The sequence below is a fragment of the Aestuariivita sp. genome (assembly GCF_049276915.1).
Taxonomy (GTDB): Bacteria; Pseudomonadota; Alphaproteobacteria; order Rhodobacterales; family Rhodobacteraceae; genus Aestuariivita.
Genome location: NZ_JBASXK010000086.1, coordinates 1 through 16,083, shown reverse-complemented (window position 1 = coordinate 16,083; position 16,083 = coordinate 1). Strand labels below are relative to the sequence as shown.

The 16,083-nt window shown below is 63.2% G+C and carries 20 protein-coding genes and 1 pseudogene; 8 read left to right on the top strand and 13 right to left on the bottom strand.

The features are described 5' to 3' along the window. Positions 1-321: 321 nt before the first annotated feature. The 3 genes from WAO69_RS08885 to WAO69_RS08875 all read right to left on the bottom strand — a co-directional run bounded on the left by WAO69_RS08885 (position 322) and on the right by WAO69_RS08875 (position 2,241). Positions 322-543, bottom strand: a complete 222-nt coding sequence (locus WAO69_RS08885) for a hypothetical protein (protein ID WP_422178160.1) — start codon at positions 541-543, stop codon at positions 322-324. A gap of 263 nt (positions 544-806) precedes the next feature. After that, the gene (locus WAO69_RS08880) at positions 807-1,088 is read right to left on the bottom strand and encodes a hypothetical protein (protein WP_422178158.1); all 282 of its coding nucleotides are present in this window, start codon (positions 1,086-1,088) and stop codon (positions 807-809) included. Next, positions 1,072-2,241, bottom strand: a complete 1,170-nt coding sequence (locus WAO69_RS08875) for a PriCT-2 domain-containing protein (RefSeq protein WP_422178156.1) — start codon at positions 2,239-2,241, stop codon at positions 1,072-1,074. The genes WAO69_RS08880 and WAO69_RS08875 overlap by 17 nt, the downstream gene beginning before the upstream one ends. Between WAO69_RS08875 and WAO69_RS08870 the strand changes: the two genes are divergently transcribed. Next, on the top strand, positions 2,222-2,545 hold the full coding sequence (locus tag WAO69_RS08870) for a GGDEF domain-containing protein (protein ID WP_422178154.1): 324 nt from the start codon (positions 2,222-2,224) through the stop codon (positions 2,543-2,545). The two genes, WAO69_RS08875 and WAO69_RS08870, sit on opposite strands and share 20 nt — an antisense overlap. 11 nt (positions 2,546-2,556) lie before the next feature. Here the strand turns inward: WAO69_RS08870 and WAO69_RS08865 are convergent, their stop codons facing one another. The 4 genes from WAO69_RS08865 to WAO69_RS08850 form a co-directional block, all read right to left on the bottom strand. Further along, complete coding sequence (locus WAO69_RS08865; protein ID WP_422178152.1) at positions 2,557-3,054, bottom strand: periplasmic heavy metal sensor; 498 nt, start codon at positions 3,052-3,054, stop codon at positions 2,557-2,559. A 3-nt stretch (positions 3,055-3,057) separates the two neighbouring features. Beyond that, positions 3,058-3,414: a hypothetical protein gene (locus WAO69_RS08860; RefSeq protein ID WP_422178150.1), complete on the bottom strand. Its 357-nt coding sequence runs from the start codon at positions 3,412-3,414 to the stop codon at positions 3,058-3,060. Continuing rightward, positions 3,404-4,000, bottom strand: a complete 597-nt coding sequence (locus WAO69_RS08855) for an RNA polymerase sigma factor (protein ID WP_422178148.1) — start codon at positions 3,998-4,000, stop codon at positions 3,404-3,406. The genes WAO69_RS08860 and WAO69_RS08855 overlap by 11 nt, the downstream gene beginning before the upstream one ends. A gap of 67 nt (positions 4,001-4,067) precedes the next feature. Then, positions 4,068-4,514: an EF-hand domain-containing protein gene (locus tag WAO69_RS08850; protein WP_422178146.1), complete on the bottom strand. Its 447-nt coding sequence runs from the start codon at positions 4,512-4,514 to the stop codon at positions 4,068-4,070. Between the two features lie 201 nt (positions 4,515-4,715). Here WAO69_RS08850 and WAO69_RS08845 point away from each other — a divergent pair, with 201 nt between their 5' ends. Together WAO69_RS08845 and WAO69_RS08840 are read left to right on the top strand one after the other, a co-directional pair. Then, positions 4,716-5,129 carry a DUF983 domain-containing protein gene (locus tag WAO69_RS08845; RefSeq protein ID WP_422178144.1) on the top strand — a complete coding sequence of 138 codons (414 nt, stop codon included), beginning with the start codon at positions 4,716-4,718 and terminating at the stop codon, positions 5,127-5,129. A gap of 29 nt (positions 5,130-5,158) precedes the next feature. Further along, positions 5,159-5,863 carry an NUDIX hydrolase gene (locus tag WAO69_RS08840; protein ID WP_422178142.1) on the top strand — a complete coding sequence of 235 codons (705 nt, stop codon included), beginning with the start codon at positions 5,159-5,161 and terminating at the stop codon, positions 5,861-5,863. Positions 5,864-5,868: 5 nt separating this feature from the next. On the opposite strand, the gene WAO69_RS08835 is transcribed toward WAO69_RS08840, so the two are convergent. Further along, complete coding sequence (locus WAO69_RS08835) at positions 5,869-6,771, bottom strand: EamA/RhaT family transporter (protein ID WP_422178140.1); 903 nt, start codon at positions 6,769-6,771, stop codon at positions 5,869-5,871. Between the two features lie 20 nt (positions 6,772-6,791). Further along, positions 6,792-7,715 (bottom strand): fatty acid desaturase, encoded by a 924-nt coding sequence (locus tag WAO69_RS08830; protein WP_422178138.1) that lies wholly within the window; start codon positions 7,713-7,715, stop codon positions 6,792-6,794. Positions 7,716-7,821: 106 nt separating this feature from the next. Here WAO69_RS08830 and WAO69_RS08825 point away from each other — a divergent pair, with 106 nt between their 5' ends. After that, positions 7,822-8,679 carry a helix-turn-helix domain-containing protein gene (locus WAO69_RS08825; RefSeq protein WP_422178136.1) on the top strand — a complete coding sequence of 286 codons (858 nt, stop codon included), beginning with the start codon at positions 7,822-7,824 and terminating at the stop codon, positions 8,677-8,679. A 126-nt stretch (positions 8,680-8,805) separates the two neighbouring features. Here WAO69_RS08825 and WAO69_RS08820 read toward each other — a convergent pair whose 3' ends face one another. Genes WAO69_RS08820 through WAO69_RS08810 form a run of 3 tightly spaced genes read right to left on the bottom strand, consistent with a single transcriptional unit; the run spans position 8,806 to position 11,989 of the window. Then, positions 8,806-9,564, bottom strand: coding sequence for an SDR family oxidoreductase (locus tag WAO69_RS08820; protein WP_422178134.1), 759 nt, complete (start codon positions 9,562-9,564; stop codon positions 8,806-8,808). Next, positions 9,561-11,036: a carnitine 3-dehydrogenase gene (locus WAO69_RS08815; protein ID WP_422178132.1), complete on the bottom strand. Its 1,476-nt coding sequence runs from the start codon at positions 11,034-11,036 to the stop codon at positions 9,561-9,563. The genes WAO69_RS08820 and WAO69_RS08815 overlap by 4 nt, the downstream gene beginning before the upstream one ends. Positions 11,037-11,074: 38 nt before the next feature. Continuing rightward, positions 11,075-11,989, bottom strand: a complete 915-nt coding sequence (locus WAO69_RS08810; protein ID WP_422178130.1) for a 3-keto-5-aminohexanoate cleavage protein — start codon at positions 11,987-11,989, stop codon at positions 11,075-11,077. A gap of 87 nt (positions 11,990-12,076) precedes the next feature. Here WAO69_RS08810 and WAO69_RS08805 point away from each other — a divergent pair, with 87 nt between their 5' ends. After that, positions 12,077-13,042 (top strand): GlxA family transcriptional regulator, encoded by a 966-nt coding sequence (locus WAO69_RS08805; RefSeq protein ID WP_422178128.1) that lies wholly within the window; start codon positions 12,077-12,079, stop codon positions 13,040-13,042. Between the two features lie 65 nt (positions 13,043-13,107). Here the strand turns inward: WAO69_RS08805 and WAO69_RS08800 are convergent, their stop codons facing one another. Then, positions 13,108-14,151, bottom strand: coding sequence for an aldo/keto reductase (locus tag WAO69_RS08800; protein ID WP_422178126.1), 1,044 nt, complete (start codon positions 14,149-14,151; stop codon positions 13,108-13,110). A gap of 100 nt (positions 14,152-14,251) precedes the next feature. On the opposite strand from WAO69_RS08800, the gene WAO69_RS08795 reads away from it, so the two are divergent. From WAO69_RS08795 to WAO69_RS08785, 3 genes and pseudogenes are all read left to right on the top strand, one after another. After that, positions 14,252-14,881, top strand: coding sequence for an ImuA family protein (locus WAO69_RS08795; RefSeq protein WP_422178124.1), 630 nt, complete (start codon positions 14,252-14,254; stop codon positions 14,879-14,881). Positions 14,882-14,913: 32 nt separating this feature from the next. Beyond that, positions 14,914-15,495, top strand: a complete 582-nt coding sequence (locus tag WAO69_RS08790) for a YceI family protein (RefSeq protein WP_422178122.1) — start codon at positions 14,914-14,916, stop codon at positions 15,493-15,495. 81 nt (positions 15,496-15,576) lie between these two features. Continuing rightward, positions 15,577-16,083 (top strand): annotated as a pseudogene (locus tag WAO69_RS08785) (hypothetical protein); the annotation flags it as partial.

Below are 16,083 nucleotides of genomic sequence, written 5' to 3'. Positions count from 1 at the left end.
ATGTTGGCCCCGTTCCGCGTGATGGCCCCGTTGAAATGTCCGAAGCGCTTCAACCCGATATTGGCGGGCGTTCCTGCCGCGCTGCCCGTGGCGATTTCCTCGCCTTGCGCCACGATGCTGGCGGTGGCGGTGAGTAATCCGGACTCAATAATGTAGAACAAAAATTAATGATCTACATTATTCAAGGGGAATGTCTTACTCATCCGCTGGTGGCTTTTCCAAGAGCACAGTGGTCGGTTTTTGCAACGCGGCCACCGTCAGTCCCGCCCAGCGTCATCCTTGGGCGGCTTGGGTTCGCCTTTACGGATATGCCGCGGCGGTCTACGTCGACCCATTGGCCGCCACCTTTTCCGCCACGATCGACAATATGATCGGTGCAAGCTTGCCTGGGGGCTGCGTGCTAACGCCCGCTGTGCGAAGCCACAGGGCTAAATCGCGTGCGATGCCATTGGGCGACAGGTATTCGGTGCCACGTTTGCCCAGCTCAATGGCAACCAAATCCCGCACGCGTTGGGTGCAGATCGCCCCTGCCAACGTGGACATTGCGTCAAAGTGGTGCGGGCCTCGCCGCAGCAATTCGTTTTCGTCGGCTAGCCGTTCTTCCGATAATTCACAAAGCAGCTTCATCGCGGCAACCTCCGCAGAAGTTACTCGAGTATCGCCTTGGTGGTTTTGTCGCCCGACTGTCGCTCGGATGCTTGGCCTTTTTTGGGCATAAGTTCCTCCCTCAGTGGATTCCGTTGTATTCTGCAAATATCAGGCGCTCATCCACGCCAAGGTCCAGCAGCGCGTCTGTCAACATACCCTCACGCTCTGAGCGTGGCACTGGCAGGCCAGCGTGTGGAGACAGCCAGATGCGTGTGACCATGGCTATCCCGATACACGTCTGCACCCATCTGCCGTGCGGCCTCACTGGCTGCGTCCTGATGAACGTAGAGGTGTTGACCCGTGTTGCGGTAATGCCAACGCTCAACGGCGTGCTTGATAGCGTAAGCCCATTGCTTGTGCCGTGTGCTGGCGCGCCGGGTCAGGCCAACGGTTGTGTAGAAGTCGCGGCAGGCCTGTATCGCTTCAGGTGTAACGAGCATCAGGTTTTCTCCTTTTCGATGGTTGGCGGGGGAGTGTCCTGCGCCACTTCGGCGGCGAGGGCGGCATAAGCGTCGCGAAGTTCTGCGGGGAAAGGCGGCCACTCTGTCGCGCCCACACCTCCATTATCGAAACCAGCGCCTTGGCCTTGAGGCCATCCGAGGATGTCCGCGCGTGTTCGAGGGCCTTGCCGAACTCGTCCCAAAAGCAGATGCAGCAGGGATGGGCAAGCAGCGTCGAGATCACGGCACTCTCGCTGGTGAAGCCCGCGCCAACGTGCAGCTTGCTCAGGCCAATCTCATCAAGGATGGACTCGACGGCCTTCTTGACGGCCTCCTTGCCCGTGCCGGTATCAGCCAGACAGACGTAATAGAGGCTCGCGTAGTTGTCCTCGTCCGTCACCCATCTCTGGCCCAGTATGACGGAGCCAAAAGCGAGGGCCACGGTTTGGGAGAAAGCCGTGTGCGGGATGTAGGCGGTTTTCTCGTAGTAGTCCTGCACCAGCCCCAGAACGCCGGGAACGCGGGCGAGCTTCTGTTTCTGCGGCAGCTTCATGATGGCTTGGGCCACCTTGGCACCGTGCTGAATGGCCTCGTATGCATGGCGGTTGGCTTCGGCCACGCGCTCTGTTGAGGGCATGTCGAGTTGCCCCGGTTCCAACGCCTTGGCCGCGTCCAGACGTTCGTCGAAGCTCCGCAGCTCCGGTGCATCCTCCTTACCCGCAGCCCCGTTCTGACGACCCTGCGTCGGCCCTGCGGCCTTGTGCTTGCGCGCGATGGCGGAAAGGTCGGCACCGGCCTGCTTTGCCAGCGCGGGAACGGTCGCCCATGTCACGCCCCCGTCAGCCTTGAAGCCCCGCCACTTCGCCTCAACCTCGCCTTGCTCGAACTTGCTGCCGCGCGACGACCATTCGACGGCCAGAGGCAGGAACCTGTCGCCCGCATCGTGCAGCGCCATCAGAACGGCCAGCCAGTCGTCGTAATGCGCGTCGGGGTCGATGTAGGTCAGCAGATCCCGCGCCTCGGCCTCTGATGGTCCGCCCATGCTGTCCCAGCTGTCGCGCCCACCGCGGGCGTCACGCGCCGCTGTAGCGCGCTCTGAGAGCTTCTTGGGTGCGGCTTTCTTATCGCCGTAGGTGTCCGTGACCCACGTCATAAACTCGCGCACTTGTGCCTCTGTAATCAGTGGCAGATCATCTAGGCCGCAAAATAGGTCGGCTGCCCATATCGCCGCCGAACGTCTGCGCACCAGTGTGAATGCCGCCTCTTTCGTGCTGCCAGGGCTGGACCAGCAGATCCGCATCACGGTCAGTATCGGTGTAGCGGTGTGCTGTTTTGAATGCCTCGCGCGCACTCCCGCCGCGCAAAACGCGACGCGTCTGCTCAAACTGGCCGATGACGCGCTTTATGGCTCAAAGGGAGCCGGGCGCAATTTGGTGACGATGGTGCACGCCGCCTGAGATCTCACGTGTCAGGGACGCGCCTGGCCACCCGCTGTGCCGCGCGCGCGCAGCGGCAGGGCGTTTTTCAACCGGTCCGCATAGGCCAGCCGATCCTCCCGGCTCATCCCGGCCAGCAACTCAAGCCAGCCCTCACGCATCGCCATCTGCCCGGTTTGCAGCGCGCTTGCCTGGCGCTCCATCAGGCCACGCACGGCCTCGACGTCGAACTCCTCGGCCCGCAGTGCCGCATCCAGCTCGGGGCCGATCCGTACCGAGCGCAAAAGCCTGCGATCCACGGAGTCGCGCAACTCGCGACGCAGCAACTGACGATCTTCCTGCGAGAGCTCCTGATACAGCACCTTGCCGATGCCCGCCCGTGCGCCGGGCTGAGCGTCCGGCCCGTCATGGCGCAGCCAGACACCGACAAGCGCTCCGATCACCAACACGTTCAGCGCCAATGACAAGCCAAAGACAATGCGCAAACCCGTTGTCATGCGGGGTTTCGCGGTTGGGGTCATATCGGTCATGCTTTACCCCTCATCCAGCAGAACAGCATATTCAAACGGTGCATCCGACAGCAGATCAACCGTGTCTTCCCCACCCAGGGCCCGCGTCAGCGGATCGCCAACAACTGCAGGGGGCGCAAAACCGATCCAAAGCCCCGCACATCCGGCCATGGCCATGCCCCCCACGCCCTGCCAGCCGCCCAGCGCAAGCCGGATCTGCGTCCAGAGCGAGGGCGCGGGCACAGGCACACGCAGCGCGGTCTCAAGCGCGGCATCCTCAGCCACCCGCGCCAGCCAGCCCGCATCAGGCTGCACCGGCCTCGCGCGCGCCGCATCAAACAGCGCGTCCAGCTCATGTTCTGTCAGCTTGTCATCCGCCATCTTCAAATCCCAATTCTGCGCGCCTGCCGGCCAAAGCCGCCGCCAGCGCGCGTTTTCCACGGGCGGTCAGACTTTCCACCGCCTCTATCCCGATGTCCATCACCCCGGCGATCTCGGGGTTGGTCAACCCTTCGATGTGGCGCAGGATCACCGCCTGTCGCTGCCGCTCAGGCAGTTGCGCCAAAGCCTCGGTCAGCGCTGCCTCGCGGGCGGCCTGCTGCATCCGATCCGCCGCCGAGGGCGCGCTGTCGGCGGGTTCGGCGATCCCGTCCAGCCCCACCTGCCCGTGACGCCGCTTGCGCAGCCGGTCGGTACACAGGTTGCTGGCCACCCGGTAAAGCCAGGTCGACACCTGCGCCTGTCCGGTTTCCCACTCCGGCGCAATGCGCCAAAGCCGCAGCATCGCCTCTTGCGCGACATCTTCGGCCTCGGCGCGGTCATTCAACATGCGCCAGGCCAGAGACAGGATCCGCCCGCCATGGCGCTCCGCCAGTTCCGAGGCCGCGCGCGCCTCGCCATCTGCATAGCGTGCCAACAAAACCTCATCCGGGGTCAGGTCAGTGAGAGGGGCCACCTGGCGAAACATGTTCGGTCTGTCTTACCTTTTTACGCGACGACATACCATCATCCGACACACAGGCGGCCCCGTCCCTTCAGTCTGCCGCGCGGTTGTGATGCCCGCGCATCTTTTCGCGCCCGGCTTCGAATTCGGCCTTGGACACCGTGCCATTGCCATCGCTGTCAAGCCGCTTGAACATCCGGCCCGTGTCGTGGCGCGCCGACATCTCTTCGAGGCTCAGCGTGCCATCCTTGTTGGCATCCAGTCGCGCCAGAACCCGCTCGATGCGCGCCGCCGTCCGCTTGGCGGCTGCTGCCTCCATCTCGGCCCGATCCAACTGACCATCCCCATTGGTGTCGTTGGCGCGAAACCGCTCCTGACCCATTTCGGTCAGCTCGCTCTGGCTGATTTCGCCATTGCCGTCGCGGTCCATCGTGTCAAAGTCGGGCTGGGACTGCGCACCATCGCGCGCCGATGCCATCGCAGCAGACAGCCCAACCGCCGTCACACAGATAAGTGCCATGAAGGGAAAACGTGTCATAGGCGATCCTTTTCTTGCCTACAGCCGGACCATTCCGGCCGTTCATACCTGTCCAAACGCAGCCCGCCACCGGTTCCGTCGTTTTTTCTTCCAGATTGGGCATGTCTCTTTGCGACATCCCGACGCAAGGCGGATCTGTCGCCTTACGCTGGCGCAGTTCAGGGTCCACATATCAGGCTATCCGAATGGAAAGCCCTTATCATGACAGACCGGCACCACATGCCCTCGGCACCAGGCTCCGACATCCAAGAAGAACGCCCTCTCTGGTCCTCCCTTGGACGTGGCTGGCGCAGACGTTGCCCCAAATGTGGCACCGGACGTGTGCTCAAAAGCTATCTCAAGGTGAATGACGCCTGCCCCGTCTGCCGGGAAGAGTTCCACCACCACCGGGCGGATGACGGCCCGGCCTATCTCACCATCCTTCTGGTCGGTCACCTGATGGCCCCGCTGCTGCACCTGAGCTTTGTGCGATTTCGCCCCGAGCCACTGACCCTGTTCACGATCTTTGCGGTTGGCTGCGTCGCGCTATCGCTCTACCTTCTGCCCAGACTGAAGGGGACGATCGTGGCCTATCAATGGTCGCGGCAGATGTACGGGTTCGGCGAAGCGACCTGACGCCTCTTTTGCATCAAGAGGCAAACGACATGGCAGAAATCGACAAATCGGCAATCCGCGATGCAGCCACGGTGATCGTTCTGCGCGACCGCCATAGCACCCCCTCGATCCTGATGGGACAGCGCGGTGCCAAGGCCGCGTTCATGCCCAACAAATTCGTCTTTCCCGGTGGCGCGGTCGATGCTTCTGACGGCGATGTCCCACTTGTCGGCGATCTGCCCGAGCCCTGTTTCTCGCGGCTGGAAGATGATGCGCCTTCTGGTATGCAACGCGCTCTGGGGGCCGCTGCCGTGCGCGAGCTTTGGGAGGAAACCGGCCTTATCCTCGGCACCCGGGGCGACTGGCCGGTGACGCCTCATCCCGATTGGGAAAACTTCGCCGCCTCGGGCCATCTGCCCACGGCCGCCCCGATGCAATACGTGTTTCGCGCCCTCACCCCTCCGGGCCGCACCCGCCGCTTTGATGCGCGCTTCTTTCTGGTCGATGCCAGCCATATCCAGAGCGATCTGGATGACTTCAGCCATGCCTGCGAAGAACTGAGCCACCTGCAGTGGATCCCCCTTGAACAGGCACGCAGCTTTGATCTGCCCTTCATCACCGAGGTCGTTCTGGCCGAGGTGGAAAGCCGGCTTGGCACGAGCGCCCCGCCCGTCTCGGTGCCCTATTTCAAGAATAATGACGAAGCGAGCCTGTTCCTGCGCCTGCACGGACGCCCGCAACCCGACAGCGACTGACCGCCTCAGATCACCAGAACCAGCCCGAGGATGGATAGCACCAGCAGCGCCATCCCGGCAATTTCGCGCGCGGTGATCGTCTCTTTGAAAAACAGAACCGAGGCGATCAGGCTCAGGATCAACTCGACCTGCCCCAGCGCCTTGACATAGGCGGGCGTCTGCAAGGCAAAGGCCACGAACCAGCACAGCGATCCACCCATCGAGGTCAAGCCGACCCACAACGCCACCCGCCGCGCCTGCCAGACCGCGCGCAACTCACCTGGATCGCGCAGCACCAGCCAGATCGCCATGACCAGCGTCTGCCAGCACACCACCACGGCCAGCGTCACGCCGGCGCGCAGCAACGGATCACCGGCATCCAGCTCCAGCGTCGCCCCGCGATAGCTCACCGCCGAGATCGCGAACAAAAGCCCCGATGCAAGGCCCAGCGCCACCGCCCGGCTGCCCAGATGCTCGAACCATCGCCCGTCGATCCCCGGTGTCTTGGACAAAAGCAACACCCCAAGCACACCAACCAGAATCGCCACCAGCCCCGCCAGCGATACCCCCTCGCCCAGTACGATCAGCCCCACCAGAACCGACAGGATCACCTCGGTTTTCTTGAAGGTGATCCCCACGGCGAAATTGCGCGCCTTGAACAACAGCACCACGCAGACCGTAGCCAGAATCTGCGTCAGCCCGCCGATGGTCGCAAAGACAAAGAACCGCCCCGAGAGTGCCGGCAGCACATGCCCGCCAAGCTGCATATAGACCACCAGCCCCAGAAGAATCAGAGGGGCCGAATAGACGAAACGCGAAAACGTGGCACCTGCCGCAGACAGCTGCCCCATGCTGAGATATTTCTGCAGCATGAACCGGGCGGTCTGAAACGTGGCTGCCGCCAAGGTGAAAGGGATCCAGAGGGTCATGCCCCTGTCATGGCGTCAATTCAGTCGCGACGCCAGAGCGGATGCGGCACAGGATCTTTTGGACGCAGGAAATAGCCCTGGAAGATCTCGGCGTAAGACCGATAGACATAGCCGTCATTGCGCGCCAGATAGCGTGCCTTGTTCTGCGCATAAAGCCGGGGCAAACGGTACCAGGGCACATTGGGGTGCATATGATGCACCACATGCAGGTTGTTGTTCAGAAACAGAAGCGCCAAAGGTCCGCGATCCTCGATGATCACCGTGCGACAACGCGCGCGCTCATGGGCCTGATGTTCCAGAAAGGTGCGGATCTTCAACAGCGCCAAACCGATATAGGCCGCAACCACATAGGCCCAGACCGGCATCTGCGTCATCCAGATCACCCAGCCCAGCACGATAACGACCCCAGGCAGATGCAGCCCCCAGGCCCGCCAGACCGCACGATCACCGGCTCGCGCCGCGCGCCAGTCGTCCTGCATGAACCGCACCTGCCCCAGAACCGGGCCAATCACGATGCGCCCCACAAGGGTATTGTTGAGCACCAGCAGCCGCCGTTTCCAGCCCTCCAGACCCTCCCAGACAGCCGGATCAAGATAGTTGCTTTCCGGATCATCATAGGGATCGGTCAATATCTGATCGTGATGATGGGCCAGATGCTGATCGCGAAACCGGTTATAGGGCACACAGAGATTCAGCGGAAAAAACATCAGCGCCTCGTTCAGCGCCTTCGAGCGGAACGGGTGCCCATGCAAGGCCTCATGGGTGAGCGAGGAATGAAACGCGATGAGAACACCGGTGACACAGACCGCCAGCACCGGAGCCACGGGATAGAGCAACACCGTCACCAGACCCCAGGCCCCGTAACACGCCAGGATCAGTGAAAAAGTCAGCCATTCCACCGACCCGCTGCGCGACCTATCCAAAGCACCTGCGTGCAGCGTCATTGCCTAACTCCGTTGCGATCCCCGCATGAAGGATGGCGAGATCACAGGGCCGTGACCATTCAGAATGTAGTGAACAAAATTCAGCAATGGTGATATATTCCACCACATGCAAGATTTACTCGACAAGCGCGCTCGCGCCGAACAGTTCAGAATCCGCCTCCGTCGTGCCATGGACGACACCGGCACCTCCCAATCCGCGCTGGCGCGCGCCGTGGGGGTGGATCGCTCGACTGTATCGCAACTGCTCACCGACACAGGTGCCCGCCTGCCCAATGGCCATATCGTGGGTGCCTGCGCCGCAGCGCTTGGCGTCTCGGCGGATTGGTTGTTGATGCTCTCGGACCGCCCCGAAAGCGCGGCGGATCTGATGTCCAACACCCTGACCATGACCCAGGCACCGCGCGCGCTGGTGGATGAAAGGATCTTCGAGTGGCACAAGGAAGCCGCCGGCTACAAGATCCGCCACGTCCCCGCAGCGCTTCCCGACATGATGAAGACCCGCGCGATGCTGGAATGGGAATATGCCCCGCATCTGGGGCGCACCACCGCACAGGCCATCGCTGCCTCCGAAGACCGGCTGTCCTTCATGCGCGGCGCGCAATCGGATTACGAAATCGCCCTGCCGGTCTATGAGTTGCAAAGCTTTGTGCGCGGCACGGGCTATTATGAAAGCCTGCCCGACAGCGTAAGGCTGGAACAGATCGAATGGCTGATCCATCTCACCCGGCAGCTCTACCCTCGCCTGCGCCTCTATCTCTTTGATGCGCAACGACTCTATTCCGCCCCGGTCACCATTTTCGGCCCCATGCTGGCGGTGTTCTACGTGGGCAGCTATTATATGGCTTTTCGCGATCGCGAACGGGTCGAAACCTTTACCGATCACTTTGATCGTCTCGTGCGCGAAGCAGATATCGGCGCGCGCGCGCTGCCCGATTATCTGCAATCGCTGCGCGACGAGATCTGAGCAAGATGATCGGGCTGCGCCCGATGCCTCCGGCGGCCGTATTTGCCGGCAAGAAGAAGCAGAACGATCTGCCCCTTCTTCTTGCCTGAAAATACGGAAATCCCCACACCGACACCGGCGCGCGGCTCAGGGTTTGGGATCGGGGTTCACTGTAAAGCCATCCACCGCAATCACCTGTCCCGACACCAGACGCGCCGCGTCCGTGCACAGAAACACCGCCATTGCAGCCACATCTCGCGCCTCGACAAAGCGCCCCATCGCCGTTCCGCTGGCATATCCGGCATAGACCGCATCGCGCGTCATGCCCTTGGCAGCAGCCTCGCGCTCCAGAACGCCCTCCATCCGCTCGCCTTCGACCGCGCCCGGACAAATCGCATTGGCGCGCACGCCATAAGGTCCAAGCTCCATCGCCAGCGTCTTCATGAGCCCGATCACCGCCCATTTCGCCGCCGCATAGGGCGCGCGGTTGGGATAGCCATATTGCCCCGCCGTGGACGAGGTCAGAATGATGGCCCCGGCCCCCTGCCGTTTCATAAACGGGGCGGCGTATTTCGCACAGAGAAACGCGCCATCCAGATTGACCGCCAGGCAGCTGTGCCAGTCAGCCAGTTGCACGTCCTCAACGGGCGCTGTCGGCCCGGCGATCCCGGCATTGGCGCAAAGCACATCCAAGCTGCCCCAACCTGCGTTCAGATCCTCGAACAATGCCCGAACCGATACCTCGTCGCTGACATCCGTCACGCTGCGCTGCCAGCCCGACGGGCAGCGCGCCAGAGCGTCCTCGTCCACATCCGCCACCCAGATCTCGGCACCGGCCTGGGCGAAACCCTCAGCCAGCGCCCGACCGACGCCCGAGGCCCCCGCCGTGATGAGCACCCGGCTCATTGCGGGGCCCGGATCGCAGCCCCTGCCCCTTCGGGATATCCCAGGGCGGACTGCGCCTTGGCAATCCGCGCCATCGCCGCTTCGATCTTGTCCGAAGGCGGCGTGGGTCGGCGGGTCTTGAGGTCCACATGCAGCAGAAAATGCTCACCCGTGGCGATCAGGGTGTCACCGCGATACATGCGGTGGAACAGATGCAGCTTCTTGCCCTGCCCCAGAATCAGCTGCGTGCGCACGGCGATCCGGTCCCCCGCCAGGGCCTCGTCCAGATGACGGATATGGGTCTCAGCGGTAAAGTAACTGCCCCCTGAGGCGATATAGTCGGCATCACAGCCGATGATCTCCATGAACCGGTCGGTGGATTGGGCGAAAGCATCCAGATAGCGGCTCTCGGTCATGTGGCCGTTGTAATCGCTCCAGTCCAGCGGCACCGCGCGATCCAGCGTCAGCAGCGGCTGGGACAGATCCCCGATCGTATCGACAGTGCCAGACAGCCCCGCCTCCTGGCGCAACCCGCTGTCATGGGCGTTCAGCAGGGCTCCCGCCCCCCAGTCCTGCGCCTTGAGCGCGCGCATCATCGACACGAGGTTATTGTCGCGAATGCGCTCGAGTTCACGGATCGAACGCGCTCCGGACTGTTCATCGGATTGTCCCGCGATGAGATCGACCAATTCATCGGTAAAGTCCGGTACATCCATCAGCCGGGTCCAGGGCCACTTCAAGGCCGGGCCGAACTGGGCCATGAAATGCTTCATGCCCGCCTCGCCCCCGGCTACGCGATAGGTCTCGAACAACCCCATCTGCGCCCAGCGAATACCAAAACCATAGCGGATCGCGTTGTCGATTTCTTCAGTGGTGGCAATCCCGTCCTTGACCAGCCACAGCGCCTCGCGCCAGACGGCTTCCAGGAACCGGTCCGCCACATGCGCGTCGATTTCTTTCCTGATGTGCAGCGGATACATCCCCACACCCTGGATCACCGCCTTGGCCTGCGCGATGCGCGCGGCCTCATTGGCCGGTGTGGTGACCAGCTCGATCAGGGGCAGCAGGTAGACCGGGTTGAACGGATGTGCGACCATGATCTGTCCGGGGTCGGCCGCGCCCTCTTGCAGCTCGGAGGGCTTGAAGCCCGAAGTCGACGATCCGATCACAGCGCCCGCATCACAGGCCGCCTGAATGCTGGCAAAGACCTTGTGCTTGATGTCCAGCCGCTCGGGTACGCTTTCCTGGATCCAGCTGGCACCGCGCACCGCCTCGCTCAGATCGCTGTGCAGGCTCAATCTGCCTTCGCTCGGCAAAGGCACATCGCTCAGCCCCGGCAGAGACCGGCGCGCATTGGCCAGCACTTCGCCAATCTTGCGCTCGGCCTCCGGGTCGGGGTCAAACACCCGCACATCCCAGCCATTCAACAGGAACCGCGCAGCCCAGCCGCCGCCGATCACGCCCCCTCCGACAATCGCCGCCACTTGCGCCATCGTCCTCATCCTCTCTGTCAGGTTATCTCTGGCCGCATTCAGGCCGCGACGGGTGCCCGCTTGGTCAGACCCAGCTTGGCGCGCACCTCTCCGGGTCCGATCACCCGCGCGCCCATGGTCTCGATAAGGGTCTGCGCACGCTCCACCAGCTGCCAGTTCTCGGCCAGAACGCCGCGATCCAGCATCAGATTGTCCTCAAGACCGACACGAACATTGCCCCCCGCCAGCACCGCCGCAGCGACATAGGCCATCTGGTGACGCCCCAGCGCAAAGGCCGAAAACGTCCAGTCCGAGGGCACATTATTGACCATCGCCATGAAGGTATTGAGATCATCCGGCGCCCCCCAGGGCACACCCATGCACAGCTGCACAAGGGCCGGCCCCTTCAGCACGCCATCCGCAACCAGTTGCTTGGCATACCACAGATGGCCCGTATCAAAGGCCTCGATCTCGGGCATCACCCCCAGATCGGTCATCATGCCCCCCATGGCGGTCAGCATGCCGGGCGTGTTGGTCATCACGTAATCGGCCTCGGCGAAATTCATCGTCCCGCAATCCAGCGTGCAGATCTCGGGCAGACATTCCGCCACATGCACCATCCGCTCGCTGGCTCCGATCATGTCGGTGCCGTTGGACAGGGGCAGCGGGCTTTCGGGAGGTCCAAAGATCATGTCGCCGCCCATGCCCGCCGTCAGGTTCAGCACCACATCCGTGTCCGAATCGCGAACGCGATCCGTCAGTTCGCGATAGAGTTTCGGGTCGCGCGACGGTGCCCCGGTCTCGGGATCGCGCACATGGCAATGCACCACCGCCGCACCGGCCTTGGCCGCGGCAATCGCGCTTTCGGCGATCTGCTTGGGGCTGCGCGGCACATGAGGACTGCGATCCTGCGTGCTCCCCGATCCGGTCACGGCGCAGGTGATGAACACCTCTCGGTTCATGGTCAACGGCATGGCAGAGGTCCCTTTTTTCAAATCTCGTCCAGCCACAGGATGGCGCGGCTTGCGGCGCTTGACTTACCGGAATACGAAGGAAACTTGATGAATACCGCAACCACCATCTTTGCGCCCAGCGCCGCCCCCCTCTCGGTCGCCATTCTGGTGTTCCCCGAGACCAACACCCTGTCCTTTGCCGCTGCGGTCGATCCGCTGCGTGCCGCCAACCGGCAGGCGGGCAGGACGCTGTTTGACTGGCATTACGTCACCCCGACCACAGCCCCCGTCACCCTCACCAGCGGGATCGAGGTCAGGGGCGGCGCGCTCTCCCAACTGCTGCGCACAGATCTTCTGATCACCGTCGCAGGTTTTGGCCTCACCCGGCACGCAACTCCGGCCATCGGGGCCAGCCTGCGCCGCCTGGCGCGCGCCGGCGCGGTACTGGCGGGCATCGACGGCGGCCCCTGGATCCTGGCGCAATCAGGGTTGCTGGACGGCGAAACCGCCACCACCCACTGGGAAGACCTCACCGATTTCGCCACCCGCTTTCCCGATGTGATGACCGTGGCCAATCGCTTTTGCATCTCGGGCAACCGCATGACCTGCGCCGGAGCCGTTCCGGCCATCGACATGATGCTGCACCTGATCGCCGCGCGCCACGGGCGCAGCCTGGCAGCACAGGTCGCCGGTGCCTTCATCCATGACACCCCCACAGATCCGGCCCGCCCACAAACCCGCGCAGGACCAGACCCGCGCCACGACCGCCTGACCGCAGCGGCCAGCACCCTGATGCAACAAACCCTTGATATGCCACTGACAATCCCCGAGCTGGCTGGCCATCTCAAGGTCAGCCCGCGCACGCTTGAAACCCGCTTCCGCGCCCGCCTCAGCCAATCCCCCAAGGCCCATTACCTGACATTGCGCCTCAGCGAGGCCCTGCGCCTGGTCACCCAAACCGACCTGCCACTGATCGACGTGGCGCTGGCCTCGGGCTTTGGCTCGGCAGCCAGCTTCGCGCGCGCCTTCCGGCAGGCCTATGGCACCTCCGCACGCGCCTTGCGCAGCGGATGACGCCTCAGCCCACCTGCATCTTTCTGGTCAGAAATACCCAGGAACCGACACCGACCCAAGGCACTCTAATAGGGCATCGGGTGCGCGCGATGAGCCGCCGCGATCTCGCCCATCACCTCATCGGACAGCACGACATCCACCGAGCCAAGCGCCCGGTCAAGCTGCGCGATCGTGGTGGCCCCGAAAATCGCCGAACACATGAAAGGGCGCGTGCGGCACCAGGCCAGCGCCATATGCACCGGATCCAGCCCATGGCGCGCTGCGATACCCATATAGGCCTCGACCGCCCCGAAGACGCGCTCGGTCTTGCGCCCGCCCATATCCGGGTTCAGTGTCATGCGCGAATGATCCGGTATCGCCCCGCCCTGATACTTGCCCGTCAGCAAACCGGTGCCCAGCGGCGAGAACGCTATCAGCCCGACATCTTCATACACGCTCAACTCGGCCATATCCGTATCGTACAACCGGCAGAGCAGGGAATATTCGTTCTGCATCGTCTGCACCCGGGGCAATCCGTGATCCTCGGACAGTCGCAGCCATTGCGACGTGCCCCAGGCACTTTCGTTGGACAGTCCGAAATGCCGGATCGTGCCGCGATCGACCTCGCGCTGCAGCGCCTCCAGACAGTCCTGCATATTGGCGATGACAGCGGCGCGGTCGGCGGGACGGGGGTCATAGCTCCAGTGCTTGCGGAACATATAGCTGCCCCGGTTGGGCCAGTGGAACTGATAGAGGTCGATGTAATCCGTCTGCAACCGCCGCAGCGATCCTTCTATGGCAGCCGGGATCGTCTCGGCTGAAATCGCAGCCCCGCCGCGCGTATGCGCCATGCCCTCGCCCGAATGTTTGGTCGCCAGAATGTACTCGGCCCGCCGACCCGTTCGCGCATGCCAGGTCCCGATGATGTCTTCGGTGCGCCCCAGCGTCTCGGCGCTTACCGGATTGACCGGGTACATCTCGGCGGTATCCATGAAATTGATCCCGGCTGCCAAGGCCCGGTCGATCTGCGCATGCCCCTCGGCCTCGCTGTTCTGCGTGCCCCAGGTCATCGAGCCCAGGCACAATTCCGAGACAGTCAGGCCGGTGCGGCCAAGCGGGTTCATCTTCATCATCTGTTCCTTGGATTGCGTTCAACCAGACCCTAGCGGTCAGAGACCGGAGGGCAAACCGAAACTTGAGAACAAAAACGGAACATCATAAACTCCCCTCATGCCGACTCAGCTTCTTCCTTCCCGTGGCGGTCTGCCGCCTGATCGTCCCGCGCTGACGCTGGCACAGGATATCGCCCTGCCCCTTGCCCGGCTCAGCGAGGCCTGCGGCCCTGCGCGGCGGGCCTTTGCGCTCTGGCTGGCGCGCGCCTGCGCGGGGCCGGTGATCTGGATCGCGCCGGCCTGGATGTCCGATCAGTTGCATGGGGACGGCATGCGGGATTTCACCGACCCCGGACGCTTTGTCTTTGTGCGCCCCAAACGGGCCGAGGATATTCTGTGGTCCATGGAAGAGGTGCTGCGCTCGGGTGCCGTGTCGCTGGTGGTGGGGGATCTGCCCGGCCTGCCCGGCCTGACGGCGGTGCGCCGGATGCATCTGGCCGCAGAAACCGGCGCGGTGGAGGGCACGCATGCCCCGATCGGGCTGATCCTCACTCCGGGAGGCGGCGGCGCGCAGGGGATCGAGACACGCTGGAACATGGCCCCTCGCCATGAGGGCAGGCTGCGGCGCTGGCGGTTGGAGCGGGTGCGCGCGCGGACCCGCCCGCCCCGAGACTGGATCATCGCGCAGGACAAACCCGGTGGCAGCCCTTATCCGCTTGTGGATGCGGGCAGTCACGAAAACATTTGACGATACGCCCCCCAAGAGCGCCAAAGTGGCACATGCTGACTCGCCGCTCCCTGATTGCCGGCCTTGCCGCGTTGGCCAGCCCGGCTTTTGCCGCGCCCCGGCGCTATGAGCTGGACGTCGAGAAATCCCGCGTCGGCTTCACCTATATCCTGTCAAATGCGCTGCAACAGGGCCAGATGCCCATCAGCCGCGCCGATCTGCGGATCGACCCGTTCAATCTCGGCGACAGCACCGCCGATGTCATCGTCAACCCCGATGGCGCGCGCACGGGGTTCTTCTTTGCCACCGAGGCGCTCAAAAGCGCCAGCGTGCTGAACACCGCGCAATTTCCCGAGATTCACTTCGTCTCGAGAGCCGTGCGTCTTGCGCCCACCGGGCGATTGTCGGATGGCGCAGCACTCGTCGGGGATCTGACGGTGCGCGGCGTGACGCGCCCCATCACGCTCAAAGCCCAGCTCTTTCGTCCCCCCGGCAGCGCGCCGGATGATCTGAGCGCGCTGACCATCACGCTCAAGGGCCAGATCAGCCGTTCGGCCTTCGGAGCCACCGGTTTTGCCGATATCGTCGCCGATACGGTCGGGCTGGACATCACAGCCGCCATCCGCGCAATCTGAGAGACTCAACAGCTGAAAACGACGGTGCAGCGTCGATTTCACACAAGCGACCCCTTTCAGCCCTGCGATGGTGGCCTGACAATGCGTATGCTGATTTCCTTCGCAGCCCTGTTTCTGTCGGTGGCGCTGTTGCAGCTCTCTTCGGGTGGGGTGGGCCCTCTGGATGCGCTCTCCGGGCTTGTTCTGGACTTTTCGACGCAACAGATCGGCCTTCTGGGTTCGGCGCATTTCGTCGGCTTCTTCATTGGCTGCTGGTGGGCACCGCGCATGATGGGCACGGTTGGCCATTCGCGCGCCTTTGCGGCCTTTACCGCAGCCGGCGCAATCGGCCTGCTGGCACATATGCTGGTGCTGGATCCCTATGCATGGGCGCTGATGCGGGTGGCCTCGGGCTTGTGCGTGGCGGGCTGTTACACGGTCATAGAAAGCTGGCTGCAGGCCAAGGTCACCAACGAGACACGCGGGCGTGCCATGGGTGTCTATCGTCTTGTGGACATGAGCGGATCGCTGGCCGCGCAAATGGTGATCAGCGTACTCGAGCCGGCCTCTTATGTCTCCTACAACATCCTGGCGATCCTGTGTTGTGCC